The organism is Streptomyces regalis, assembly GCF_001509475.1.
GTDB lineage: Bacteria > Actinomycetota > Actinomycetes > Streptomycetales > Streptomycetaceae > Streptomyces > Streptomyces regalis.
Genome location: NZ_LLZG01000021.1, coordinates 1 through 25,632 on the forward strand (window position 1 = coordinate 1; position 25,632 = coordinate 25,632).

Below are 25,632 nucleotides of genomic sequence, written 5' to 3' on the forward strand. Positions count from 1 at the left end.
GGGGTGGGGGGTGGGCACTGAACGGATTCCTTCCCACGCGCATGACTCAGAAGTTCCGGTCGCCGAAAAGGAGAGCGGCTTGGTGTGTACCTCTTCGGCGCGAGCGCGGGGAGCGCGAATTCACCAACGTCCATCCGACCCGGTTCCCCACGGAACGAATGAGCCCCGGCCTTTTCCAACCCCCCACGGGTAGTTCACCCTCGCACAGCAACCAATGGCCAACAAGGCACTTGGGCAACATCCGCCCCTTTGAAAGAAAGTCAGATACTGCGGCAACTCTCCACAGCTGCACGATCTTTCAACATTCCATGTGCCCTGTATGAAACGCGCACGCGCGCGAGGTACGCCGAGCCGGCCGGCCTCAGATCTGCCAGGAGCGCAGCCGGTCGGCCGCGCCGTACAGGTCGGCCTTGCCGGAGATCAGGTCACGGGCGAGGTCGACGAGGGCGCCGTAGGGCGGGTCGATGCCGACGCCGCTGACGAACATGTAGGCCACCGCGGACGCGCAGGCGAAGCGGGCGTTGGCCGAGGGGAGCGGCTTGAGCAGGGTCAGGGTGTGCAGCAGCGCGGCGGCCCGCCAGGCCGGGTCGGAGTCGACGCCCAGACGGGGCGGATCCACGCGATGGCGGGCGACGGCGGCGACCAACGCGGAGAAGTCGTTGATCGTGGGCTGGTCGGGCAGGACCTCTTCGTGCCGCTGGAGCAGCCAGGGCACGTCGATATGAATGACGGGTGCCATCGGTCAGGCTGCCCGCCCCTCGCCCTTGACGGACGGTTCGTCGTCGGGGAAAGCGGCCGCGAACTCGTCGGCGTGCGACGCGAAGAACCGGCGGAACGCCTCGGCACCCTCCTGCAGCGCCCGGTGGCGCGCTATGTCGGCCGCGGCCGCCTCCCGCACGAGCGCCTTCATCGACGTACCGCGTTCCTTGGCGATCTGCCGCAAGTCCTCTAGCTCGCGGTCGCTGAACTCCACGTTGAGAGCTGGCATGCCTTCACCGTACCGCTCGGGTACTCAACCGTAAATACTCGCAGGTCAAGTGTGATGTACGCCGGTACCAGAGGGATGCGGAGCGCGTGATCGGGCGCGAGGTCGCCCGCGACGCCAGCGAGACGTGGGTCACATTCACCCGCGGGATGTCACATTCCGGCCCCCACCGGGCCTCGCAGTAGTGAGCGCGCACCGGGAGGCCCACCGCATGTCCGACATCCCCCTGACCGTCACCGACGACGCGACCGGCGTCTTCGTCGAGCACCGTGAGCTGATGTTCGGCGTCGTCTACAACATGCTCGGCAGCGTCGCCGACACCGAGGACGTACTGCAGGAGACGTGGCTGTCGTGGACGGCGCGCGGCGGGGGCTCGCCGCTCGACGGGATCGCCAATCCGCGGGCGTATCTCGTGCGGATCGCCGTGAACCACGCACTGGCGCGGCGTGCCGTGATCAGCCGCCGCCGGGAGACGTACGTCGGCCCGTGGCTGCCCGAGCCACTGGTCGCGGACGGCGAGGACGGCGGCGCCGACGATCCTGCCCTGCGCACCGAGTCCGTCTCGCTGGCGATGTTGGTCGTCCTGGAGTCGCTGTCGCCACTGGAGCGCGCGGTGTTCGTGCTGCACGAGGTGTTCGGGTACGCCCACACGGAGATCGCGGAGATCATCGACCGCAGCCCGGCAGCCGTACGGCAGCTCGCGCATCGCGCGCGGGGACATGTGCATGCGCGGCGGCCGCTGTACGAGGCGCATCCGCGGGTGCGGCGGGAGGCGACCGAGCGGTTCGTGCGGGCCGCGGTGGGCGGGGACATCGCCGCACTGATGGAGATCCTCGCGCCGGACGTGACGGTGTGGACGGACGCCGGCGGCAAGCGGAAGCGGGCGGGGCTGCGTCCCGTGCACGGCAGGGACAAGGTGGTCCGGCTCCTGGATTCGTACGCGCGCCGGGGAGGCGGCGGGGCCGGCCATCTGGAGCTGCGCCACCGGCGGGTCAACGGCGACGACGCCGCGGTGCTGTTCGAGGGCGAGGAGCCGTACGCCGTCCTGGTCCTGGACCTCACACCGGACGGCGAGCGGGTGTCCGGTGTCTATGTCGTGAGCAACCCCGAGAAGCTCACGCACGTGCACAGGGGGGACGCATGAGCGCCCGGGAACTGCCCGGCAGGGGCGAGCGGGTCGCGGACTGGTTCGACGGGCGCCTCGGCATCCACTCCCTCGGCCGGAAGTATCTGCGCAAGGTCTTCCCGGACCACTGGTCCTTCCTGCTCGGCGAGATCTGCCTGTACAGCTTCGTCGTCCTGATCCTGACGGGCGTGTACCTCACCTTCTTCTTCCACCCCTCGATGAACGAGGTGACGTACCACGGCAGTTACCTCCCCCTCAACGGCGTCCGGATGTCCGAGGCGTACGCCTCCACGCTGGACATCAGCTTCGACGTGCGGGGCGGGCTGCTGATGCGGCAGCTGCACCACTGGGCGGCGCTCGTGTTCGTCGCCGGGATGCTCACGCACATGATGCGGCACTTCTTCACTGGGTCGTTCCGCAAGCCGCGGGAGATCAACTGGCTGTTCGGCTGGACCCTGTTGCTCCTCGGCCTGTTCGAGGGCCTCTTCGGCTACTCGCTGCCGGACGACCTGCTGTCGGGCACGGGCCTGCGGTTCGTGAACGGTGCGCTGCTGTCCGTCCCGATCGTCGGGACGTATCTGTCGATGTTCCTGTTCGGCGGCGAGTTCCCGGGCCATGACATCGTGGCCCGCTTCTACTCCCTGCACATCCTGGTGATCCCCGGCATCATGGCGGCGCTGGTCGTGGCGCACGTCCTGCTGGTCGTGTACCACAAGCACACGCAGTTCGCGGGCCCCGGGCGCACCGAACGCAATGTCGTTGGCGCCCCGTTCATGCCGGTATACCTGGCGAAGGCGGGCGGCTTCTTCTTCCTCGTCTTCGGCGCCCTCACCCTGCTCGCGGCGGTGGCGTCGATCAACCCGGTCTGGTCGTACGGCCCTTACCGCGCCGACCAGGTCTCCACCGGCGCCCAGCCCGACTGGTACCTGGGCTTCGCCGAGGGCCTGGTCCGCATCATGCCGGGCTGGGAGATCACGCTGTGGGGCCACACGCTCGTCCTCGGGGTGCTGATCCCGATCGTGGTGTTCCCGCTCCTGCTGGTCCTCATCGGGGTGTATCCGTTCCTGGAGGCGTGGATCACGGGCGACAAGCACGAACACCACCTCCTCGACCGCCCCCGCAACCGCCCCGTCCGCACCGGGATCGGCGCGGCCTGGATCAGCCTCTACCTGATCCTCCTGGCGGGCGGCGGCAACGACATCGTGGCGACCCGGCTCCATCTGTCGATCAACACGGTGACGTGGGCGGTGCGCATCGGGGTGTTCGTGGTCCCGGCGATCGTCTTCGTCGTCACCCGCAGGATCTGCTGGGGACTGCAACTCCGTGACAGGGAACTGGTGGCGCACGGCCGGGAGACCGGAGTGATCAAGCGGCTGCCGCACGGCGAGTACGTCGAGGTGCACCGGCCTCTGAGCCGGGCCGAACTGCACACGCTGACCGCCCACGAGCGGCCGGCGGAACTCGTGGAGCGCGAGCCATAGAGAACCGGCAGAGGATCTACTGTCGAACGCCAGGTGTACGGCCCGTGCATTCCTGACGGCCCTTACAACCCCCTGTGGCGTCCCTGTGTCACATCCCACGACAACAGGTCCCACCCACCCACGGAGTTCACGTGCACCTGCGCTTACCGGTCGCCCGCCCGACCGCCGTCGCCGCTCTCGCGCTGGCCGCCACCGCCGTGCTCGTACCGCCCGCCCACGCGGCGGACGGCGACGACTACCGGGTGACCCTCACCAGCAGCACCGCCACGACCGACTACAGCCACCGCACGGTCGACCTGACCGGCACCCTGACCCGCTCCGACGGCACTCCCGTCGCGGACGCGCCGGTCCAGCTCGAGGAATCGGTTCTGTACAACACCTGGAACCCGTGGGGCGACCCCATCGACCCCACCGAGTGGGAGACCCGCAGCGTGGGCACCGTCCGCACGGACTCCGAGGGGCACTTCACCCTTGAGGACGTCCCCGCGGACCGGGTGGAGAGCACGCCCAGCCCTTATCTGTTCCCGCGTCACGAAGTGATGTTCCGGGCGATCTACGACACCGATCCCACCGACTTCCACATGGCGTTCGCGGACACGACGGTCAGGGTGCGGCCGGTCACCAGCGCCCTCGCGTACCGGGTGAACAAGACCACAGTGCGCGAGGGCGACACCCTTGTGGTGAAGGGCAGGATCGCCCGGCCCGCCGGGCACGGCCCGATCGCCGGCACCCGGGTGTTCCTGCGGACGTACTACGAGAGCTCCTACAACGCGCAGACCACCACGGACGCGCGTGGCAACTTCACCGTCCGCGCCAAGATCCGGGACTACGACAACGAGTTCGTGATCTTCTCCGCGCCCAAGGACTACTACGTGGCGGGCGCGAGCAAAGACCTCCCGGTCAAGAACGTCACCCCTTGACCGGGGCTGTCATCATCCCTGGCCGGCCACGAAGGAGGCCATCCGGGTCAGGGCGGAGTTCCAGTTGATCGTGTGCTCGTTCGTCGACCAGGACTGGATGTCGTCGATGTAGCAGAACTGGCCGACGCAGCCCTTGAGTTTGCTCTGTGCGTAGGGGTCCTGGATGCCGGAGTTCGGCCCGCCGGCGAGCGTGCCGGCCGGCGGGTTGGGCTGCTTCGGGTCGAGCTGGTGGGCGTACCAACGGGCGTGCTGATTACGGGAGTTGACCTCGCCGTAGCCGGTCACGTACGAGATGTTCAGCGCGTTGCGCCCGAGGAGGTAGTCCATGCTCTGCAGCGCGCCGTCACGGTACTTCGAGGCACCCGTGATGTCGTAAGCCGTGGCGATCACGACGGCGTTGTGCAGGATCTGGTGGTTGGAGCCCCAGTCGTAGAGGTTGCCGGTCGGGGCATAGGGCATGCCGTACGCCTGTGACTTCAGGGCGGCCAGATACCCGTCCGCACCCTTGATCACCGACTGACGCACTCTGTCCCGGCCGGGCAGCCTGCTCGGCACGGTCGCCAGGTCCAGCCGGGCCGCTGCCGCCGTCCTGGCCCAGTCGTAGCCGAGGGGGCCGAAGATGTCGGCCGTGTGGACGGGCGAGTTCAGCACGTGGTCCGCGAACTCCTTCTCGCCGGTGGTGAGATACAGCTCCGCCGCGGCCCAGTAGAACTCGTCGGTGACGTTGTTGTCGGCGTAGGTGCCGCCGCCGATGCCGTCGCTCTCGGAGGCGTACCGGTCGGGATGCGCGAGCGCCGCGGTCCAGGCCTTGCGGGCGGCAGCGAGCGTCTTCGCCGCGAACTCCTTGTCGTACGGCCGGTACAGGCGCGCCGCCTGCGCGGCCGTCGCCGCCAGGTTCAGGGTCGCCGCGGTGGACGGCGGGTGCAGTTCGCGCTTTTGCGGGTCGTCGCTCGGCAGCAGCGGCAGGCCCGTCCACTGCTCGTCGTGGATCTTGTGGTGCGCCATGCCGGCCAGCGGCTGCCCCGCGGGCACCTGCATCTTCAGCAGGAACTCCAGCTCCCAGCGGACCTCGTCCAGGATGTCCGGCACCTTGTTGCCGCTCTCGGGGATGGCGAGCGTCCCGTCGCCCAGCTTCTCCGACTCCCCGGTGCGGGCGAGCCGTTCGCGTTCGTAGGTGCTCAGCAGCTCCCACACGGAGATGCCGCCGTTGACGACGTACTTGCCGTGGTCGCCGGCGTCGTACCAGCCGCCGGTGACGTCGAGCTTGTAGTCGCACACGCCCGGCTGGCAGGGCACGGCGCCGTCACCCTGGTTCGGTGCGACGTCGGCGTGTCCGGCGGGGCGGGCGTAGCCCGGGCGCAGGTCGTCGCGGATCGCGATGCCGCTGCGCTGTGTGTAGTAGTACTTCACGGCGTCGAGGCGCAGCCGCTCGTAGGCGGCGGTCCCGATGTCGAAGGGGCGGCTCGCCTCTCCGTCGGCGACCAGCGTGAAGTCCTTGCCCTGTTTGCGGTAGGCGCCGAAGTCGAGGGAGTGGACGTTCTGCGCGGAGGAGACGTCGGTGCCGCGCGGCACGGTCCAGCCCTGGGCGACGACGGCCCCGGAGGCGTTCTTCAGCTGCCAGGGCAGCTTCTCGGTGGCGTCGGTGACGAGAGTGGCGTTCTTCGGTCCGGCGGGCAGATAGGCGACCTGGTTGACCCGCACCCGCGGCCCGGTGTCGGGCTCGTACACCTCGGGCGGGACACCGCCCAGCAGCGAGGCGTTGTCCATGCAGAAGCGCCATGCGTCCGGGCTGCCGCCGAGTTGGAAGGCGACCTGGCCCTGGGGTGTGTCGACGGGCGAGGTGAAGGTGTACGAGTACGAGTTCCCGGAGACGCTCAGCTGAGGCGTCACCTCGAAGTAGGTGTCGTACGGCGCCGCCGACAGGCCGACGATCGCCCGCACCACGTGGCCCTCGGGCGAGCCCTTCGCGGTGAAGGAGAAGCGGTACGACTCCCCCTTCACCAGGGTGATGTCGTTCTGGCCGACGCCGGCGTCCCAGCGGTTGGTGGTGCCGCCGGGGACGTCGGCGCAGAGCTGCCCGTCGGACAGGCCCGCGGTGACGTTGCTGGTCGTCCACCACGGGGCGGTCGTGGTGTCGAACGTGCCGTTCTTCAGCTGCTCGACCTCTTCCGCGCCGGCCGGTGGTGCCGGGAGTGCGGTGAGTCCCGCCGCCAGCAGGGCCGTCAGGGACAACAGGATGGTTCTGCGTCGTTTCACGTCTGGGCTCCTCGGGTGAGGTGCGGGTGACGCTCGCGGTGGGAGCGCTCCCAGAGGCGGACGCAGCCATGCTTGTTGGCGACATGACAGTCCGTCAACAGTCCGGACGAAATGCTCCGCTGGTAGTGCCGCGATGGGCCGTCTTTCGCCTGTGGCACCTTCGTGGCTGGCCGCACAGTGCCCCGCGCCCCTTATGGGGCGCTATCGAACCGCCCGTCCGGACCGCGCCGTTGGGTCAGGTGACCGGGACCTCCAGCTTGCTGATCCGTATCGCCCCTCGGGCCTCCCCCGGGTAGGCACTGGTCAGGGTGAGCCGCACCCGGGAGCCGCGTACCGCGTCGAACGTGATGACGGTCGGCGCGTCCGAGGCGGTGGCCCACTCCACGGCCGCCCCCTCGACCGGTGCATAGCGGCGGCCGTCCCAGACCTCGGCCTCGACCGACGCGGGCAGCGTGTGCGTCGCGTCCACGGTGAAGGAGACCTCCACCCGGTCGATGCTCCGCGCCCGCCCGAAGCCGACGGACACCCAGTCCTCGGGCCGGGCTCCGTCGAAGGCGGGCAGCAGGGCCGTGGCCGTCTTGAGGAAGCCGTTGGACCAGCCGGTGGCCGGGTTGCCGTCGAGCATGGCGGCGGGGAGGGTGTCCGGGCGACCGGAGTAACTGGCGTCCGCATAGGGGTAGTTCGTGGGCGCCGGATAGTCGGGCTCGAACGCCGCAGCCGGGGTGAGCGCGACCGAACGGGCGGGGGTCGTCCGCACGGTCAGGTTCCCCGCCCGCAGGCCCTCGGCCCGCGCGGTCACCTTCAGGGAGCCCGCCTTCGTACCGGACCGTACGATCGCCAGCGCCTTGCCGTGGAACGCCGTACGCGTACTCGCCTGGTAGCGCTCGGCGCTCTCCTCCCGTCCGTTGTCGAGCCCGGCGAGCGAGCCGCCCGTCACCTCGAAGGAGATCAGATCCTCGGCGTCGGGCACGACCACACCCCGGGCGTCGACGACCTCGGCGGTCACGAAGACCAGCGAACGGCCGTCGGCGGTGAGGGACTTGCGGTCGGCGGCCAGCCGTACGGCCTTCGGCGTACCGGCCGTGCGCAGGACGTCGGTGGCGACCACCTTTCCGTCCCGTCGGGCAACTGCCTTCAACTCCCCTGCCTGGTACGGCACTTGCCACGTCAGATGGAGCTTGCCCGCGCTGCCGTTCGGGCTGGTGTAGCTGCCGGGGTAGGGACCGTCGGTAAAGGTCTTGTCGTCGCCGGTCGCCTCGGTCGTCTCCAGGTAGGTCCGGCCGTCGACGGTCTTCTTGGTGTCGAACGTCCGCGTGCCGAGGGACTTTCCGTTGAGGAACAGCTCCACGGTGTCGACGTTGGCGTACGCCCACACCTCGACCGTGTCGCCCTCCTCGTGGTTCCAGGTCATCGGCAACAGGTGGACCATGGGCTCGCCGACCCACTGGCTCCGGAACAGGTGGTACATGTCCTTCGGGAAGCCCGCCGTGTCGACCGCGCCGAAGAAGGACGCCTTGACCGGGAAGACGTCGTACGGCGTGGGCTCGCCGATGTAGTCGATGCCCGACCACAGGAACTGCCCGGCGAACCACTTCCGGTCCCGGTCCTTCTTGTGCCCGTACTCCCCGCTCATGGTCCAGGAGGCGAGGTTGTTGTCGTACGACGAGGTCGCCCGCTTGCCCGGCGTGTGGTTCTCGCCCGTGTTGAGGCGCTCGGGCTCCTGGTAGGCGCCGCGGGTGGACGTCTCGGAGGACGACTCGGACTCGAAGAGGAACAGGTTCGGATAGCGGGCGTGCAGCGCGTCCACCGACTTGGCGGTGTTGTAGTTGAGGCCGAGGCCGTCGAGCTTGGCGAGGATCAGGTCGCCCGGCGAGCCCGGGGCGGGCACGCTGCGGTGCCGGTGGGAGCCGATGACGATGGGGCGGGTGTCGTCCGAGGCCTTGACGGCGGCGATGAGCCGGTCGGCCATGGCGAGACCGGAGGTCGAGGTGAACTCGGAGACCTCGTTGCCGATCGACCACACGAGGACGGCGGGCGAGTTGCGGGCCGCCAGCACCATCTCGGAGATGTCCTTGTCGGCCCACTCGTCGAAGAAGCGGCCGTAGTCGTAGCGCGTCTTCGGCGAGCGCCAGCAGTCGAAGGCCTCCACCAGCATGACGATGCCCATCTCCTCGCAGACCTGGATCATCTCCGGCGAGGGCGGGTTGTGGGAGGTCCGGAAGGCGTTGACGCCCATCGACTTCATGATGGTCATCTGCCGACGGATCGCGTCGATGCTGACGGCGGCGCCGAGGGCGCCCAGGTCGTGATGGAGGTCGACGCCCTTGATCTTGCTGTGGACGCCGTTGAGGTGGAAGCCCTCGTCCGGGTCGAAGCGGAAGGTGCGGAAACCGAAGGGGGTGCGGTAGGTGTCGGTCGTCCTGCCGCCGACGCGTAGTTCGGTCTTCAGGGTGTAACGGTGGTGCGGCGTCTCGAAGTCCCACAACTGCGGCCCTGCGACCGTGAGTTCATGGGTCTCGGTCGCCTTGTCGGTGACGGCGATCGCGGAGGACGTACGGGCGACGGTACGGCCGCCGGGATCGACGATCCGCGAGACGATCTCGACGTCCGTGCCACCGCCGGAGGCGTTCACCACCGAGGTCCGCACCCGTACGACGCCCCGCTCCTCGGTGATCTCCGGTGTCGTGACGTACGTGCCCCAGCGCTCCACGTGCACCGGCTCGGTGACGACGAGGCGGGCCTGGCGGTAGATGCCGCTGCCGGAGTACCAGCGGCTGCTGGGGAGCCGGTTCTGCACCTTGACCGCGAGCACGTTCTCGGTGCTGCCGTCGGTGTGCACGAGGTCGGTGAGGTCGAAGGCGAAGCCGGTGTAGCCGTAGGGGTGGCGGCCGGCCTCCTTGCCGTTGCAGTAGACGTACGAGTCCATGTAGACGCCGTCGAACTCCACCGATATCCGCCGACCCGCGAGGCCGGGCGGCAGGGTGAAGTCGAGGCGGTACCAGCCGAGGCCGCCGGGGAAGAAGCCGGTGCCGCTGGTGGTGTTGTGCTCGGTGGTCGGGGCGAACTCGATGCTCCAGTCGTGCGGCACCGCGACCTCGCGCCAGCCCGAGTCGTCGTAGCCGGGCTCGGCGGCGCCCGCGTAGGCGCCGGTCGGGTCGGTGATCCCGCCGGGGTTCACCAGGGCGAAGCGCCAGCCGTCGCGCAGCGCGACCGTGCGGCGGCCGGACCCGGCGCCGGCGGCTTCGGCGGCCCGTGCCGTCGCGGTGGTCAGCAGCGCTCCGGCCGCCGGGGCGGCGGTCGAGGCGAGCAGTAACGATCTTCGAGTGACTGTCATGGCGGCTCTCCCTCATCAGGGCGCAGAAGTACTCACAACTGATCGCGAACAAACAGATTCTGACGGGGTGGCACGCCGTACCGTCAAGGGTGCACATGGGAGTTCCGGGGTCTGTGGGCAGCCGACGCACTAGCCTGGAACGATGAACCCGGAGTATCCGTTCGACGACGCCGCGACAGCCCGGGCCGTCATCGACGACGACGGCACACTCGTCGAGTGGAACGCCGGAGCGGAGCGGCTGCTGGGTTACCGGGCCGCCGAGGTCGTGGGGCGCCCCGCCGTGGATCTGATGGCCGGTGCGGGGCAGAGCGGATCCGGCGCGCCGGAGGGCGACCGCTGGGACGGCACCATCACCCTGCGCCATCGCGACGGCGGCGCGGTGTCCGTGTGGCTGCTCGCCCACCGTGTCCGGGCGGGGGACGACGGCCCCGACCGCTGGCTCGTGGTCACGCCGCTGGAAGAGGACGGCCCGCGTGCGCCCGACGACCCGCTGGACCGTGTCGGTCTCCTCGAGTCCCCCTGTGCCATCGCGATCTACGACGAGCGGCTCCGGCTGCGCCGGATCAACTCCGTCATGGCGGAGGTCCTCCAGCTCCCCGAGGAGCACGTGCGCGGGCTGCGGGCGCCCGAACTGTCCGGCAGACCGCAGAGCACGGACATCGAGCGGTACCTCCTGCGCGTGCTCACCACGGGCCGGGGCACCGATGTACGGACGTACGTTCCGGTCGGCGGGGACAGAAGGTACGCCTGGCTGGCCCGCATGGCCCCGGTCACCGACGCCCAGGGGCGGGTGCGCGGCGTGTCTGTCGCCGCGCACGACTTCACCGAGCAGTACGTGGCCCAGGAGCGGCTGCAGCTGGTGAACGAGGCCAGCGTCCGTATCGGCACCACCCTGGACGTCCCCCGGACGGCCGAGGAGCTGGCGGACATCTGTGTCCCCGCCCTCGCCGACTTCGTGAGCGTCGACCTGCTGGACCCTCCGGCGCACGGCGGCGAGTCGCCCACCGGCCCGCTGACCGCCCCGCTCAGCCTGCGCCGGACCGCCCACCGATCCGTCAACCCGGGCAACCCCGAAGCCGTGGCCGGGCTGGGACAGGTGGACGTGTATCCCACCCCGTCGCCCCAGGCCGACGCGCTGCTGGCGGGCCGCACCATCGTGGCCTCGACAGCGACCGGCGACCTCGCTCAGTGGCTCTCCTGGGACCCGGCACGCGCCGAGCGGATCAAGGGGCACGGCATCCACACGACGATGTCCGTGCCGATCCGGGCCCGCGGCACCACCCTGGGTGTCGCCGTGCTCACCCGGTTCAAGAACCCGGAGCCGTTCACGCCCGACGACGTACTGCTGGCCGAGGAGATCACGGCACGCGCGGCCGTCTGCATCGACAACGCCCGCCGCTACTCCCGCGAACGCGAGACCGCCCTCGCCCTGCAACGCAGCCTGCTGCCCCGCTCCCTGCCGCGCACCGCGGCGCTCGAGGCGGCCTCCCGCTATCTGCCGGCGGCGCGCTCGGGGGTGGGCGGCGACTGGTTCGACGTGATTCCGCTGTCCGGGATGCGGGTGGCGATGGTCGTCGGGGACGTCGTCGGCCACGGCGTCGCGGCGTCGGCCACCATGGGCCGGCTGCGCACGGCGGTGCGCACGCTGGCCGACATCGACCTCGCGCCCGACGAACTGCTCACCCACCTCGACGACCTGGTCGTACGCCTTTCCGAGGAGGCGGGCACCGACGGCAGCCCCGGCGAGGTGGGCGCCACCTGTCTGTACGCGGTGTATGACCCGATCTCCCGGCGCTGCACGCTGGCCCGGGCCGGGCACCCCTCGCCCGTCATGATCCCGCCGGGCGGCGAGCCGGAAGAGATCGAGCTGCCCGCCGGGCCGCCGCTCGGGCTGGGCGGGCTGCCGTTCGAGTCGGCCGAGCTCGAACTGCGCGAGGGCACCGTGCTGTCCCTCTACACCGACGGCCTGATCGAGAGCCGCGAGCGCGACGTCGACGCCGGCCATGCGCTGCTCCGCGAGGCGCTGTCGGCCTCGTCCGGGTCGCTGGACGAGACCTGCGACCACGTCCTGCACGCCCTGCTTCCGCCGGGCGGCGCCGCCGACGACGTGGCCCTGCTGCTGGCCCGCACCCAGGGGCTGCCCTCCTCCCAGGTCGCGACCTGGGACATCCCGGCCGACCCGGCGCTCGTCGCACCGATCCGCAAGCAGGTCATGGAGCAGCTCGACGCCTGGAATCTGAGCGAGGCGTCGTTCACGGCCGAGCTGGTGGTGAGCGAGCTGGTGACGAACGCCATCCGCTACGGCACCCCCGGCATCCGCCTCCGGCTGATCCACGACGCGGCCACGCTGATCTGCGAGGTGTCCGACACCAGCCACACGGCACCGCATCTGCGTCGCGCCAAGATCTTCGACGAGGGCGGCCGCGGGCTGCTGCTGGTCGCTCAGCTGACCCAGCGCTGGGGCAGTCGGCACACAGCGGACGGCAAGACGATCTGGGCGGAGATCGGGCTCCTCGACGAGGTGTGAGTACGAGGTGTGCGTACTCGGTGGCAAAACCTTGAGTACTCGGCGGTAAAACGGGGATTCGTCACCACCATGGGACGTGCATGGGCATTCCACTCCTTACACCGAGCGACTCCCCTGGTGAGCGCTGTCGCGCTGCTGGCCCTGCTGGCCGCCTGCGACAACGGCGCCGGCTCGTCGGGCTCTGTGCGGACACCGGCCGGCACGAGCAGCCGTACGACCGAACCCGGCACAGCCGGTAGCGGGAAACCCACGACCGAGCCGAGCACGGCCGACACCGGCAGCCCTGCGCCCGCGTCGACCGCCTCCAGCACGCGGTGCCACACCTCCGAGCTGCGCGCCGCCATCGGCCGCCCCAGCCCGGGGGCCGGACAGCGGAACTTCCCGATCGTGCTGACCAACACGGCTGACCGGACCTGCACCGTGCGCGGCTATCCGGGTGCCGCCTTCGTCGACGCGTCCGGCCGGCAGCTCGGCCCGGACCCGAAGCGCTCCCCGGACACGCCCACCACCGTCACACTGGCCCCCGGCCGCAGCGCCTGGGCCGGGCTGACCTTCGCCAGCCCCGAGATCAGCGGCGCCCGTACGGCCACGCCCGCGGCGCTGCTCGTGACGCCGCCGGACGAGCGGGACTCGATCAAGGTGGCCTGGACGCACGGTGAGGTGCCCGTGGCCGGCAACGAGTCCTCGGTCTTCCTCACCGTGGTCCAGCCCGGCACCGGCGGTTGATCCCTCCCGGCCAGGGGCGCACGCAAGGCTCTTACCGCAGCCTGTTTTCATGTGCGGGCACATCTTCGATCACGTCTTGAAGGACCCGCTCTGAACGCCCCGCTCGCCGAAGCACTGTCCGTGGCCCTGCTCATCGCCGTACTCCTCGGGGCCGTTGTGCGCCCGTTCGGCCTTCCGGAGGCCGCGGTCGCGGTTCCGGCCGCGGGGGTGGCGATCGCGACCGGGGTGATCTCACCGACGCATGCGTGGGCGGAGGTGGAGCGACTCGGGCCGGTGGTGGGTTTCCTCGCCGCGGTGCTGGTCCTCGCCCACTTCTGCGATGTCGAGGGGCTCTTCCGGGCGTGCGGGGCCTGGATGGCCCGCTGGGCGGCGGGGTCGCCCGCGCGGCTGCTGACCGCGGTGTTCGCGCTGGGCTCGGCGATCACGGCCGTGCTCAGCCTGGACGCCACGGTGGTGCTGCTGACGCCGGTGGTGCTGGCCACCGCCGCCCGGGCGGGCGTCCGCGCCGAACCCCACGTCTACGCCTGCGCGCACCTGTCGAACACGGCCTCGCTGCTGCTGCCGGTGTCCAACCTCACCAACCTGCTGGCGTTCGAGGCGAGCGGGCTGAGCTTCACCCGGTTCGCCGCGCTGATGACGCTGCCCTGGCTGGCCGCGATCGGCGCCGAGTACCTGGTCTTCCGGCGCTGGTTCGCCGACGAGCCGATGGCGCCGGTCCACGCGCCCGACGCCGGCAAGGCCCCCGAGCTGCCGCTGTTCGCGCTGGTCACCGTGGGCTGCACGCTGGCCGGGTTCGTCGTGGCCTCGGCGGCGGGCGTCGAGCCGGCGTGGGTGGCGCTCGCGGGGGCACTGATGCTGGCCGGGCGGGCGATCGTACGGCGCCGGGCAAACCCGCTCACGGTGGTGCGGGCCGCCGCACCGGCGTTCCTGGCGTTCGTGCTCGCGCTCGGTGTCGTCGTGCGCGCCGTGGTCGACCACGGTCTCGCCGACGCGCTCCGGCAAGTACTGCCGGACGGCTCAGGTCTGGCCGCGCTGCTCGGGATCGCCGCGCTGGCCGCCGTACTGTCGAACCTGATCAACAATCTGCCCGCCGTGCTGGTCCTGCTGCCGCTGACCGCCCCGGCCGGGCCCGGCGCGGTGCTCGCGGTGCTGCTCGGGGTGAACATCGGCCCGAACCTGACGTACGCCGGCTCGCTGGCCACCCTGCTGTGGCGGCGCATCGCACACCGGCACGGACACGCTGTCGCCGTCGGCGAGTTCACCCGGCTCGGACTGCTCGCGGTGCCGGCCGCCCTGGTCCCTGCCGTGCTGGCGCTGTGGGCGTCACTCCAGGTTGTCGGAGGCTGAGTCGCAGGAAGACCGCCCGACCGAGCGGGGACAGCGATCAGCGGCGACCGCCACCACCCTGGCCGTAACCTCCGTAACCGCCGTAACCGCCATAGCCGCCGTACCCGGACCCGCCATAACCGGACCCGCCGTACTGGCCGTCCGACGAGCAGTAGTAGGGGTTGTAGTAGCAGTACGCGTCGGTCGGATACGGGCTCGTGGGGGTCGGCTGCGAGGCCGACGGGGCCGCGGACGGTGTCGACGTGGGCGTCGGGGTCTTCGACCGCTTGGGCGTGGGGGTGGGAGTGGGGGTCGGCGTGGGTTCGGGTCTCGTCGGCTGCGGAGCATCGGTTGCGTCCCAGTTGACCGCCTCCATCTGGAGTTCGGTCTTCGAGGTGTCGATCGCCCAGTGCTGGGCGTCGCCCTCGTCGTCACGGGTCTTGAGGACCAGGGCTCCCGAGCCGTCCGTGGCGGCGGGGCTGAGGGCCAGTTCCTGGTTGAAGCGCGGCACCAGGGTGCCCTGGAGGGTGAAGTCGTAGCGGACGTTTCTGGTGTCGGAATCGGCGGCACCCGTGCACGGGGCCAGCCGGACCGAGTAGCCGAGGTGGGAGTCGAGGCAGAGATCGGGGTTCGCGCCGCTGCGCAGCAGTCCGTCGGTCTCGTACGCCCACTGCTGGCCTGCCGCCGAGGAGCAGGTGGCGAGCTCGGTCTCCGCGTTCTTGACGGCCTTCCCGCCGACGACGCCGACGCACTGCCCGGATCCGATGTTGTAGAGCCGGCCCCGCAGATCGCCCTTCGCGGCCTCGGCGGCGCCCGCCCAGGACGGGTTGCTGGTGGCGGAGCCCGCGTTCGAGCCGGGCGCTTCGGAGGGGCGGTCGCCCGCGGTCGGAGGGGAACTGTCCCCGGAGCCGACGACGGACCAGGCGACGAGCGGGAGGACGACGAGGGCACTGACGGTCGCGACGGCCGCGGTGAGGTTGCGGCGCCGGGCGGCGCGGCGGGCGGCCTTGAGGGCCGCACGGCGGGAGCAGCTGCGGGGGGCGCCCGGACCGGGAGCGGTGGTGGCGTCGGCTCGCGGGGCGGTCCGACGTGCGGTGCGGCGTTCCCGTCGGGGACCCGTCTGCGCGGGCGACGCGACCACGTCCGCGGCGGAGAAGGGCGGGCCGGCGGGGGCTGGCGCGGGACCCTCGGCTGCGGGGGCGGAGGCGTCGCCCGCGGGGGCGAAGGCACCGCCCTCGGAGAAGAAGGACTCGCCCACGATCGCCGCCGGCGGCGCCTGCTCGGCCTCGGCCGGCTTCTCGGCCTGGCTCGCTCGCGATTCCAGGTAGGCTCTCGCGCCCCAGCCGAGCACCGCCTCGGCCAGTGCGACACCGAGCCCCGCGTTGAAGAAGTGCAGCTGGCCTGCGGTGTCGCTGCAGTGCCCGCAGCGGTCCAGGTGCGCGCGCAGGTCGGGGTCGACGTCGACGCCGCCGCGCCGGTAGGTCACGTCCAGCATCCGCAGGTAGCGCCGGCACTCCTGTTCCGGGGCGAGTTCGCGGTGGACCTGGAGGCACTCCTCGCGCAAACGCTCGTGGGCCCGACCGAGTTCGACACGGGCGTCCTCCTCGTCGAGGCCGAGCAGTCCGGCGGGTATTGCCAGCGGTTCGGCCTCGACCTCGCTGTGCCACAGCAGGCAGCGGGCGGACTGGGGCAGCCGCGGGAACGCCCCGGACAGCAGGCGCCGGTCGGCCGGGGGCAGCAGCCGGGCGGAGACGCGCTCACCGCTGCCCGGCTCGGTCCGCAGCTCGGGGTGGAGCAGCTCCTGGCGGTCGGTGTCCCATTCCGCCGCGATACGGCGCACGGTGACGAGCAGTTGGGGGCGCCACGCCGCCGTCGGTCCGGTCTGCCGCAGTGTTTCGCCGAAAAGCCGGGTGAATGCCGCGGTGGTGAGCATGCCGGCGGACCGGGCGTCCGCGGTGCACAGCCGTGCGTAGGCGAAGCCCGCTTCCCAGTGCCGGTCGAGGAGTTCACCGACGGGATGGAGCGCCGGTGTCGCCCCCGTCCACTTCTTCAGTTCGGCGCTCAGTTGAGCGTCGGTCACTTCGAAGAGGCGGGCATCGTGAGGGGAATTCGACAGGCCTGCGTCATGCACGGCGGCATTCCTCCGGAGGGCATGCGACTTTAAAGGTTCATACCAATGGGTATGCTCCGGGCGCGGCTCTTGTGAAGCATGGGGCGTGTGGGAGCGAGGCACACCTTTGCACAGGTCAGCGGCAGGGAACAAGCGAATCCAGTTTTTTGTGCATTGCGTGCACACCGATCAGTAATTGACGATCGGTCAACAGCCGATCGCGGCGATTACGGCACATCGGCAGGGCAATTGGAAATGGTATTCACTCAACGCCCTTCAGGAGCCGACGGAAACCATTGAACGGCCGCTCCCTCACCTTTTTGCCTGGTCATACGGACACACGCACCTTCACCCGGCCTTCACAGTTCACGCGCCAACCATTGGGCCACTCGCCCGATACGCGCCAGGCGGCATCCCGTACCGCTCACGGAACACCCGGTTGAAGTGAAACGGGCTGGCGAACCCGGAGGCGGCTGCCACGCGTTCCACGGAGAGGTCGGTGGTCTCCAGCAGCCGAGCCGCGTGCCGCAGACGTGCCTCGCGCAGCGCGCGCATCGGTGACTGCCCGAGTTGCCGCGTGAAGAGGTGGGCGAACCGGGAAGGCGAGAGCGCGACGTGCTCGGCGAGCGAGCGCACCGTGTGCGGGGCGCCCGGATCGGCGGCGATCAGCGCCTCGGCCCGGCGTACCCGGTCGTCGACGCCTGGGTGGGACGGGGGCGTCCGCGCGGGGCCGGCGGTGAGCAGGACGACCTCTTCCAGCGAGCACAGGGCGAGTTCGCGGGCCGCGGTGCCGTGCGCCACCGCGACCGGCTCGTCCCCCGGCGGCAGGACGGGCGGCGCGTCCGTCCCCGTCCAGCGGGCGTCGGCGAGCATCCGGCGAAACGCCGCCTCGACACGGCCGTGCACCGCGTCCGGCGTCGAAGTGACGACGTACATCCCCTCGCCGGTGTCGTACGGGCGCAGCCAGGGCTGCCAGGAGGGGCGGGCCTGGCAGTGCACCCACCAGAACTCCCAGTGCCGTGTGCCCGGTTCGACCCCGTAGCGGTGCGGGACGCCCGGCGCGAGGACCACCAGGTCACCCGCCCCGGCCCGCACCTCGGTGTTCCCGTGCCGTAGCCGGCCGCGCCCGGCGGTGGTCCAGGTGAACAGCCAACTGTCCGCGCCGCGCGGCCGGTTGATGCCGTACCCCTGCGGCTGGTCGAAGTGGCCGACCACCACCAGGCCCGGCGGTGGGGCGGGATCGCCGGGTGCAGCAGTCTCGGGCAATCCGTCAGCGCTCACGGTCATCCTCCTGGGGCGGGTATCGGCCTAGCGTGGCCGGTGCGAGGACACTTGACCGAGGAGTGGACGCATGACAGCCACGGACATCGGCGGCACCGGCGCTCCCATCCTGCCCGAGACCGGGCTCCGCCAGTTCCGCGAGGACGGCTTCACGGTCGTACGCGGACTGTTCGGCTACGACGAGATCGACCGGCTCCGCGAGCGGTTCGCGGCGCTGCACGCGGCCGGGCCGATACCCGGGCACTTCGAGCCCCGTCCGTCGGACGGCGACCCACTGCGGGTGTATCCCCGGGTGATGCACCCGCACGAGATCGACGAGCTGTCGCTGCGGGTGCTGCTCGACTCCCGGCTGCGCAGCGTGCTGGAGGTGCTGCTCGGGGAGGAGGTGCTGGCCGCGCAGAGCATGTTCTACTTCAAGCCGCCGGGGGGCCGAGGGCAGGCGCTGCACCAGGACAACTTCTATCTGCGCGTCGAGCCCGGCACGTGTGTCGCGGCGTGGATCGCGTGCGATGTGATCGACCGGGACAACGGCGGCCTCGAAGTCGTCCCCGGCACCCACGCCATGGACCTGTTCTGCCCGGAGACGGCGGACGCCGACGTGTCCTTCGCGCGGGAGTACGTCGCGCCTCCGGCGGGGTTGGCCGCTGTTCCCGTGGACATGGAGCCGGGGGATGTTCTGTTCTTCAACGGGAGTCTGGTGCACGGTTCGCAGCCGAACCGTACGGAGGATCGTTTTCGGCGGTCGTTCATCGGGCACTATGTGGGGCGTTCTGCCGAGCGGATCGGCGAGTACTACCGCACGCTGACGATGAGCGGCGACCGCGTCGCGCTGCCGCACAGCGAGGGCGCGGGGCCGTGCGGCACGGAGTTCGCACCGCACGGGCCGCACTGAGCACGACCGTCAGATCAGTGACCGATGATCGGATGCGGAGCGTACGGCTGCTGCAGCTCCTCCAACTCCTTCTCGCTGAGCTCCAGTTCGACCGCGGCCGCCGCGTCCTCGATGTGACGCGCCTTGGCGGCTCCGATGATCGGGGCGGTCACCGTGTTCTGGTGCAGCAGCCAGGCGAGGGCCACCTGGGCGCGCGGGACGCCGCGGTCGTGCGCGACGCGGGTGACGGCCTCGACGACGGTGCGGTCGCTGTCGACGTACAGGCGGCTGCCGAAGTCGTCGCCCGCGCTGCGGTCGGTGACCGTACCCCAGTCCCGGGTGAGGCGGCCGCGGGCCAGCGGGCTCCAGGGCAGCACGCCGACGCCCTGGTCCGCGCAGAGCGGCAGCATCTCGCGCTCCTCCTCGCGGTAGAGGAGGTTGTAGTGGTTCTGCATCGAGACGAACGTGGTCCAGCCGTGCCGCTCGGCCGTGTACTGCATCTTGGAGAACTGCCAGGCGTACATCGAACTCGCCCCGATGTAGCGCACCTTGCCGGCCTTGACCAGGTCGTGCAGGGCTTCCATCGTCTCCTCGACCGGGGTGTGCGGGTCGAAGCGGTGGATCTGGTAGAGGTCGACATGGTCGGTGCCGAGGCGGGCGAGGCTGTGGTCGATCTCCGACATGATGGCCTTGCGGGAGAGGCCGGCGCCGTTGGGGCCGGGCCGCATCCGGCCGTGCACCTTCGTCGCGAGCACGATCTCGTCCCGGCGGGCGAATTCGCGCAGCGCCTTGCCGACGATCTCCTCGCTGGTGCCGTCGGAATAGACGTTGGCGGTGTCGAAGAAGTTGATCCCGGCTTCCAGCGCCTGGCGGATCAGCGGCCGCGACGCCTCCTCGTCGAGGGTCCACTCGTGCACGCCGCGGTCGGGGAGCCCGTAGGTCATACAGCCCAGACAGATCCGCGACACGTCCAGGCCCGTCGAACCGAGCTTCACGTACTGCATCGTTGCTGCTCCTGCCTTCGGGGTGGGGTACCACGGGGAGCGTACGTGGTCGGTGCACTCGAAGCCGGTTCCCTCGTCTAGGACCGGTCCAGCAGATCCAGCGCCCGCTCCCACCCGAACTCCGGCCGCCCGCCGCCCTCCCCCACCTCGCCGGAGTACGGCTCCCCGAAGCGCACGCCCATCCCCCGCAGCCGTATCAGGCTGTCCTGGTACGCGGGATGGGCGGCCAGCGCGTCTGCCACGCAGGGCAGGGCGGCGATGGGGACGCCGAGGCCGTACGCCTCGCACAGGGTGCCCAGGGCGAGGGTGTCGGCGATGCCGGCGGCCCACTTGTTGACCGTGTTGAAGGTGGCCGGGGCGACGACGACCGCGTCGGGTTCCGGGAAGGGCCGTGGTTCACCGGGGCGACGCCAGGCGGAGCGAATCGGGCGGCCGGTCTGCGCCTCGACGGCGGCGGTGTCGAAGAAACCGTTCATGGCGAGCGGCGTCGCGATGACCCCGACGCGCCACTGGCGCTCCTGCGCGGCGGTGATCAGCTTGCCGACGTCCGTGGCGATGCCGGCGGCGCACACGACGACGTAGAGAAAGGGCGCTCGCTCGTCCTGTTCAGTCATCCGCGCACCCTACTCAAGCTACTCAAGCGGGAAGGACAGCCCTCGTTCGGCCTCAGGGCGCGGGCCGTGGATCCGGCGCTCCTTCTCCTCGATGGGTACGTCGTTGATGCTCGCCTCGCGCCGGGTCATCAGCCCGTGCTCGTCGAACTCCCACAACTCGTTGCCGTACGACCGCCAGCACTGGCCTTCGGCGTCCCGGCACTCGTACCGGAAGCGGACCGCGATGCGGTTGCCGTCGAAGGCCCACAGGTCCTTGCGCAGCGCGTACTCGTGCTCCCGGGCCCACTTGGCGGTGAGGAACTCGACGATCTCGGCGCGGCCGGTGACGAAGGTGTCGCGGTTGCGCCACACCGAGTCCGCCGAGTAGGCGAGCGCCACCTTGTGCGGGTCGCGGGTGTTCCAGGCGTCCTCGGCGGCCTGCACCTTCTGTGCGGCGCTCTCGCGGGTGAACGGCGGCAGGGGCGGGCGGTCGGTCATGGCGTCCTCCGGGCCGGAATGGCGGTACGAGCAAGGGAGAACGTGCGTTCTCCACGTGGCTGCTACCGTAGGAGAACGCTCGTTCTCGCGTCAAGGAGTGGTCGTACATGGACAGCGCAACCGCCCGGGAGCAGGCACTGGACGCCGCGGAGAAGCTGTTCTACGGGCGCGGCATCCAGTCCGTCGGCATGGACGACATCCGGGGCGCGTCCGGGGTCTCGCTGAAGCGGCTCTATCAGCTCTTCCCGGCGAAGGAGCAGCTGGTGGAGGCGTATCTGGAGCGGCGCGACGTGCGCTGGCGCGGGCGACTCGCCTCCTACGTGGAGCGAGAGGCAGACCCCGAGCTGCGGATCCTCGCCGTCTTCGACTGGCTTCAGGAGTGGTTCGGCGAGGCGGACTTCCGCGGGTGCGCCTGGATCAACTCGTACGGTGAGCTGGGCGCCCGCTCCGAGCGGGTGGCGGACCAGGTCCGGGCGCACAAGCGGGCGTTCCGCGACTACCTGGCCTCGCTGGTGGCCGGGGCGGGGCGGCCGGACGCGCTGACCGGGCCGCTGTTTCTGCTGGCCGAGGGTTCCATGGTCACGGCGGGCATCACAGGCAGTACGCGGCCGGCGGCGGAGGCCCGGGAGGCGGCGCGGTCGCTGCTGGCGGCGCGCTGAGGTCACGCGGCGGCGAGTTCCGTGACGGCCGCGCGTGCCCGGCTGAGGGAGTTGGCCGCGAGGTGCTCCAGACCGGCCGGTTGGGGCAGGACGTCGATGCGAGTCAGCTCGGCGGCGACGAGGTGGAGGCGGTCCGACGCCACGCCGAGACGGCCGAAGTAGGCCCGGAGATACGGCGTCTGGAAGTCGCAGTGCTCCAGCGGGGCGCCGGGGCCGTATCCGCCGCCGCGGGCCATGACCACGACGACTCGGGTGCCGCGCAACAGGCTCTCGCCGCTGTCCGGGTCCGAGAACGCGCCGGGGAACGTCACCCGGTCGATCCAGGCCTTCAGGGACGCGGGCACGGAGAGGTTGTACATCGGGACGCCGAGCAACACCGTGTCCGCGGACCGCAGTTCGGTGAGCAGGGGCAGGGTGAGCCGCCACTCCCTTTCCTCGGCGGCGTTCTCGATCAGCGCCGGCACCTTGTCCGGCGGGACGAGGCCCTCGCGTTCCACCCGGCGGCCGAGGGTGGTGTAGGCCGCGGTCAGCGGGGGCACCGGGTCGGCCGACAGGTCACGGTGGCGGTGGGTGCCGTCGGTGTGTGCGGTGCGCCATGTCGTCATGTAGAGGTCGGTCAGCCGCCTGGTCACGGAGTCGGCGGGCAGGTCGGCGCTGGAGTCGATGTGCAGCAGAGTCATGTCGGTCACCTCGGTCGGGTCGGGTTCGTCGTAGGGGTGACGGAGCACGACGGAGAAAGGTGACCGATGGACGACGCGGACGAGCTGGCACGGCGGTTCGAGACCCACCGGGGTCAGCTCCGGGCGGTCGCGTACCGGATGGTGGGGTCGCTCGACGAGGCCGAGGACGCCGTCCAGGAGACCTGGCTGCGGCTCAGCCGTGCGGGTGACGACGGAATCGACCATCTGGCGGCCTGGCTGACGACGGTCGTCTCGCGCATCTGCCTGGACATGCTGCGGTCCCGCGCCGCGCGGCGCGAGGATCCGTACGGCGACGAGGTGCCGGAGTCCGGCGGCGGGGCCGTGCCCGAGGACGAGGCCGTGCTGGTCGACTCGGTGGGCCTCGCGCTGCTGGTCGTCCTCGACCGGCTGGGCCCGGCCGAGCGGGTCGCCTTCGTGCTGCACGACCTGTTCGGGGTGCCCTTCGACCAGGTGGCCCGCGTCGTGGACAGGTCCCTGCCGACGGCGAAGAAGCTCGCCAGCCGGGCCCGGCACAAGGTGCGAGGGACGCCCGCGGTACCGGGGGCCGAGCTCGACCTGCACCGGCAGGTCGTCGAGGCGTTCCTCGCCGCCGCGCAGGGCGGTGACCTGGGCGCACTGCTCGGCCTGCTGGCCCCCGACGTGGTCCGCCGGGCCGACCCCGCGGCCCTGCCGCCGGGCGTGGCGACGGAGCTGCGGGGCGCCCGGGCGGTCGCGGAGGGCACGGTGCTCATGCGCGGCCGGGCGCGCTTCGCGGTGCCGGCGCTCGTGGGCGGCGACGTGGGCCTGGTCGTCGCCCCGCGCGGACGGCTCCTGCACGTCGTCACGGCCACCATGCGGGGCGGGCGGATCAGCTCCTACGAGGTGATCGCCGACCCCGCCCGGCTGTGCGCGCTCGACCTGGCCGTGCTCGATGCGCCCGGCGTCAACTCCCTGTTTCCGACACGGTGATGGCGCTGACCGGGCAGGCCCGGGCGGCCTCCCGCACCATCGGGTCGCCGCCGCCGTCCTCCCGGCCGGGCAGCAGGGCGCTGAAGCCGTCGTCGTCCTGGGTGAAGACGGACGGGGCGGCGAGGGCGCACTGGCCGGCGCCGACGCAGAGGTCATGGTCGATGTCGATGTGCATGTGGCGCGTTTCGCGCGTTTCGTTCTGCATGACCGGAGCCTCTTACCAGGTCACGGGGAGTTCCAGCATCCCCTGGATCGTGTCGCCGGGTTTGAAGGGGATTTCCTCCGCAGGGACGGCCAGGCGCAGGTGCGGCAGCCGGTCGAAGAGGGTGCGCAGGGCGATCTCCATCTCGGCGCGGGCCAGGTTCTGGCCGAGGCACTGGTGGATGCCGAAGCCGAACGCGACGTGATGGCGGGTGGGGCGGTGCCAGTCCAGGGTGTCGGGGTCGGAGTAGACGGCGTCGTCGCGATTGATGACCGAGGTCGAGAAGACCACGCCGTCGCCTGCCCGGATCGTCCCGCCGTCCGTCTCGATGTCCTCGACGGCGACGCGCAGCAGGCCGTCGGCGATCGACAGCATCCGCATGAGCTCCTCGACCGCGTCGGGCAGCAGCGCCGGGGTGGCGCGCAACTCGGCCAGGCGGTCGGGGTGTTGGAGGAGGGTGAAGGTGCCGAGGGAGATCATGTTGGCGGTCGTCTCGTGGCCGGCGACCAGCAGGATGGTCGCGAGGGCGATGACCTCCTCGTGATCCAGCTCGCCGTCGCGCAGCTGTTGGTGGACGAGTTCGTCCAGGACGCCGTCGCCGGGTTCCGGCTGCTTCTGTTTCCGGTCGATCAACTCGGCGAAGTACGCCTCCAGTTGGTCGCGGGCGTCCATGGTGTCAGCGGCCGTGGGGCCGCGCAGCAGGCGCCGGGACTGTTCCTCGAAGAAGTCGTGGTCGGCGTAGGGGACGCCCAGCAGGGCGCAGATGACCATCGAGGGGATGGGCAGCGCGAAGGCGCTCACCAGCTCGGCGGGGGCTCCGTGGGCGATCATCGCGTCGAGCCGTTCGTCCACGATGCGCTGGATCTCCGGGCGCAGCTCGGCCGCGCGCCTGAGCGTGAAGCTGGGGACCATCATCCGCCGCTGGACCCGGTGTTCGGGGTCGTCGACGCCCAGCAGCGCGGTCTTGCGGTTGCGGACCGCCGCGAACCGGGCGTTGGGCGCGGGGAAGCCGGGCCGGGTGCGGTCGGAGGACAGCCGCGGATCGGCCAGCAGGGTGCGGGCGAGGGCATGTCCGGTGACCAGCCAGACCGGGCGGCCGTCGTAGAGGGTGATGCGGGCCAGCGGGCGGGCTTCACGCAGGGGGTCGTAGGCGGTGGGCGGGTGGTACGGACAGGTGCGGTTCTGAGGGAAGGCGACGGCGTGCGATTCCGTCGTGTCCGTCGTGTCCGTCATGGAAGACCTCGCAGACGAAGAGTGCGTCGTGCCGACCCCCATTGGATGCCCGGGGCATCTAAATGGTCGATGCCAAGTTCGGCCAGATCAGGAGTACGGGCAATCTGGCCGGAGATCGTCGTACAGAGCCGCGGTTGCGGAGACGTCGGGCCGGTGCTCCGATGAAATTCGCTTGTGGGCGGGCATCCGCCACCCGCAGAATCCGGCCATGCCTACGACCACTGCCTTCCTGTCGCTGACCGTCGCCGTCCGTCCGGTGCGGTTCCAGCAGCAGCCCGGCCGTCCATGGAGGCCCACGCTTCCCACGTCGTGACCGCGGCGCTCGTCGCGGGGCTGATCGCGGGCTACGGCATCGCCGTCCCGGTCGGCGCGGTCGCGACCTACCTCGTCTCCCTCACCGCCCGTACGTCCCTGCGGACCGGGGTCTGCGCCGCGCTCGGCGTCGCGACCGCCGACGGGCTCTACGCCCTCGTGGCCACCCTCGGGGGCTCCGCACTGGCCGCCGCGCTGCGTCCGGTACTGGTGCCGCTGCGCTGGGCCTCCGCCCTGGTCCTGGCGATCCTCGCGGTACACGGCGCCGTCATCGCCGTACGCCGCCACCGTGACCACCGGCTCGCCACCGCCGGCCGCTCCGCGCCCACTCCCCCGAGCCCGGCGCGTGCCTACGTGGCGCTGCTCGGCATCACGCTGCTCAACCCGACCACGGTGATCTACTTCGCGGCTCTCGTCCTCGGCACCCGCGCGACGGATGCCGTACCGCCCCTGGAACAGGGCGTGTTCGTGCTGGCCGCGTTCGCCGCGTCGGCGAGCTGGCAGGTGCTGCTCGCCGGGGGCGGGGCGCTGCTGGGGCG

The 25,632-nt window shown here is 70.9% G+C and carries 22 protein-coding genes; 10 read left to right on the forward strand and 12 right to left on the reverse strand.

All coding sequences use genetic code 11. From position 1 onward, the window contains the following. Positions 1-361: 361 nt before the first annotated feature. Positions 362-739 (reverse strand): hypothetical protein, encoded by a 378-nt coding sequence (locus tag ADL12_RS05035; RefSeq protein ID WP_062698903.1) that lies wholly within the window; start codon positions 737-739, stop codon positions 362-364. 3 nt (positions 740-742) lie between these two features. Beyond that, positions 743-988: a hypothetical protein gene (locus ADL12_RS05040; RefSeq protein WP_030046048.1), complete on the reverse strand. Its 246-nt coding sequence runs from the start codon at positions 986-988 to the stop codon at positions 743-745. A 208-nt stretch (positions 989-1,196) separates the two neighbouring features. Between ADL12_RS05040 and sigJ the strand changes: the two genes are divergently transcribed. From sigJ to ADL12_RS05055, 3 genes are all read left to right on the forward strand, one after another. Further along, positions 1,197-2,129, forward strand: coding sequence for an RNA polymerase sigma factor SigJ (sigJ, locus tag ADL12_RS05045; RefSeq protein WP_062698904.1), 933 nt, complete (start codon positions 1,197-1,199; stop codon positions 2,127-2,129). After that, positions 2,126-3,592: a cytochrome bc1 complex cytochrome b subunit gene (gene qcrB, locus ADL12_RS05050; RefSeq protein WP_062698909.1), complete on the forward strand. Its 1,467-nt coding sequence runs from the start codon at positions 2,126-2,128 to the stop codon at positions 3,590-3,592. The genes sigJ and qcrB overlap by 4 nt, the downstream gene beginning before the upstream one ends. Before the next feature lie 131 nt (positions 3,593-3,723). Then, entirely contained in the window at positions 3,724-4,512 is a 789-nt protein-coding gene (locus tag ADL12_RS05055; RefSeq protein ID WP_062698911.1) for a hypothetical protein, read from the forward strand. Positions 4,513-4,524: 12 nt separating this feature from the next. Here the strand turns inward: ADL12_RS05055 and ADL12_RS05060 are convergent, their stop codons facing one another. Both ADL12_RS05060 and ADL12_RS05065 read right to left on the reverse strand, forming a co-directional pair. Beyond that, complete coding sequence (locus ADL12_RS05060; RefSeq protein ID WP_062698913.1) at positions 4,525-6,768, reverse strand: glycoside hydrolase family 9 protein; 2,244 nt, start codon at positions 6,766-6,768, stop codon at positions 4,525-4,527. Between the two features lie 235 nt (positions 6,769-7,003). Further along, on the reverse strand, positions 7,004-10,102 hold the full coding sequence (locus tag ADL12_RS05065; protein WP_062698915.1) for a glycoside hydrolase family 2 TIM barrel-domain containing protein: 3,099 nt from the start codon (positions 10,100-10,102) through the stop codon (positions 7,004-7,006). 142 nt (positions 10,103-10,244) lie between these two features. Here ADL12_RS05065 and ADL12_RS05070 point away from each other — a divergent pair, with 142 nt between their 5' ends. From ADL12_RS05070 to ADL12_RS05080, 3 genes are all read left to right on the forward strand, one after another. Beyond that, positions 10,245-12,629 carry a SpoIIE family protein phosphatase gene (locus ADL12_RS05070; RefSeq protein ID WP_062698917.1) on the forward strand — a complete coding sequence of 795 codons (2,385 nt, stop codon included), beginning with the start codon at positions 10,245-10,247 and terminating at the stop codon, positions 12,627-12,629. A gap of 69 nt (positions 12,630-12,698) precedes the next feature. After that, complete coding sequence (locus ADL12_RS05075; protein WP_062698919.1) at positions 12,699-13,355, forward strand: DUF4232 domain-containing protein; 657 nt, start codon at positions 12,699-12,701, stop codon at positions 13,353-13,355. 90 nt (positions 13,356-13,445) lie between these two features. After that, the gene (locus tag ADL12_RS05080; RefSeq protein WP_208614475.1) at positions 13,446-14,702 is read left to right on the forward strand and encodes an arsenic transporter; all 1,257 of its coding nucleotides are present in this window, start codon (positions 13,446-13,448) and stop codon (positions 14,700-14,702) included. 37 nt (positions 14,703-14,739) lie between these two features. Here ADL12_RS05080 and ADL12_RS05085 read toward each other — a convergent pair whose 3' ends face one another. After that, positions 14,740-16,812, reverse strand: a complete 2,073-nt coding sequence (locus tag ADL12_RS05085; RefSeq protein ID WP_062698922.1) for an RICIN domain-containing protein — start codon at positions 16,810-16,812, stop codon at positions 14,740-14,742. Between the two features lie 345 nt (positions 16,813-17,157). Further along, positions 17,158-18,078: a helix-turn-helix domain-containing protein gene (locus ADL12_RS05090; RefSeq protein WP_062698924.1), complete on the reverse strand. Its 921-nt coding sequence runs from the start codon at positions 18,076-18,078 to the stop codon at positions 17,158-17,160. Between the two features lie 64 nt (positions 18,079-18,142). On the opposite strand from ADL12_RS05090, the gene ADL12_RS05095 reads away from it, so the two are divergent. Further along, positions 18,143-18,964, forward strand: coding sequence for a phytanoyl-CoA dioxygenase family protein (locus tag ADL12_RS05095; RefSeq protein WP_062698926.1), 822 nt, complete (start codon positions 18,143-18,145; stop codon positions 18,962-18,964). Positions 18,965-18,978: 14 nt separating this feature from the next. Here the strand turns inward: ADL12_RS05095 and ADL12_RS05100 are convergent, their stop codons facing one another. The 3 genes from ADL12_RS05100 to ADL12_RS05110 all read right to left on the reverse strand — a co-directional run bounded on the left by ADL12_RS05100 (position 18,979) and on the right by ADL12_RS05110 (position 21,038). Continuing rightward, on the reverse strand, positions 18,979-19,947 hold the full coding sequence (locus tag ADL12_RS05100; protein ID WP_062698928.1) for an aldo/keto reductase: 969 nt from the start codon (positions 19,945-19,947) through the stop codon (positions 18,979-18,981). A 77-nt stretch (positions 19,948-20,024) separates the two neighbouring features. Further along, positions 20,025-20,561: a flavoprotein gene (locus ADL12_RS05105; protein ID WP_062698930.1), complete on the reverse strand. Its 537-nt coding sequence runs from the start codon at positions 20,559-20,561 to the stop codon at positions 20,025-20,027. A gap of 18 nt (positions 20,562-20,579) precedes the next feature. Further along, positions 20,580-21,038, reverse strand: coding sequence for a nuclear transport factor 2 family protein (locus ADL12_RS05110; RefSeq protein WP_062698932.1), 459 nt, complete (start codon positions 21,036-21,038; stop codon positions 20,580-20,582). 107 nt (positions 21,039-21,145) lie between these two features. On the opposite strand from ADL12_RS05110, the gene ADL12_RS05115 reads away from it, so the two are divergent. After that, positions 21,146-21,697: a TetR/AcrR family transcriptional regulator gene (locus tag ADL12_RS05115; protein ID WP_062698934.1), complete on the forward strand. Its 552-nt coding sequence runs from the start codon at positions 21,146-21,148 to the stop codon at positions 21,695-21,697. Positions 21,698-21,699: 2 nt separating this feature from the next. Here the strand turns inward: ADL12_RS05115 and ADL12_RS05120 are convergent, their stop codons facing one another. Next, entirely contained in the window at positions 21,700-22,377 is a 678-nt protein-coding gene (locus ADL12_RS05120; protein WP_062698943.1) for an FMN-dependent NADH-azoreductase, read from the reverse strand. A 66-nt stretch (positions 22,378-22,443) separates the two neighbouring features. Between ADL12_RS05120 and ADL12_RS05125 the strand changes: the two genes are divergently transcribed. Next, positions 22,444-23,346: a sigma-70 family RNA polymerase sigma factor gene (locus ADL12_RS05125; protein WP_062698936.1), complete on the forward strand. Its 903-nt coding sequence runs from the start codon at positions 22,444-22,446 to the stop codon at positions 23,344-23,346. Here ADL12_RS05125 and ADL12_RS05130 read toward each other — a convergent pair. Together ADL12_RS05130 and ADL12_RS05135 are read right to left on the reverse strand one after the other, a co-directional pair. Next, on the reverse strand, positions 23,321-23,521 hold the full coding sequence (locus ADL12_RS05130; protein WP_062698941.1) for a ferredoxin: 201 nt from the start codon (positions 23,519-23,521) through the stop codon (positions 23,321-23,323). The two genes, ADL12_RS05125 and ADL12_RS05130, sit on opposite strands and share 26 nt — an antisense overlap. A gap of 42 nt (positions 23,522-23,563) precedes the next feature. Continuing rightward, positions 23,564-24,781, reverse strand: coding sequence for a cytochrome P450 (locus ADL12_RS05135; protein ID WP_062698938.1), 1,218 nt, complete (start codon positions 24,779-24,781; stop codon positions 23,564-23,566). A 309-nt stretch (positions 24,782-25,090) separates the two neighbouring features. Between ADL12_RS05135 and ADL12_RS05140 the strand changes: the two genes are divergently transcribed. Beyond that, the coding region (locus ADL12_RS05140; protein ID WP_244187777.1) for a LysE family transporter at positions 25,091-25,632 on the forward strand (542 nt) is incomplete at its 3' end.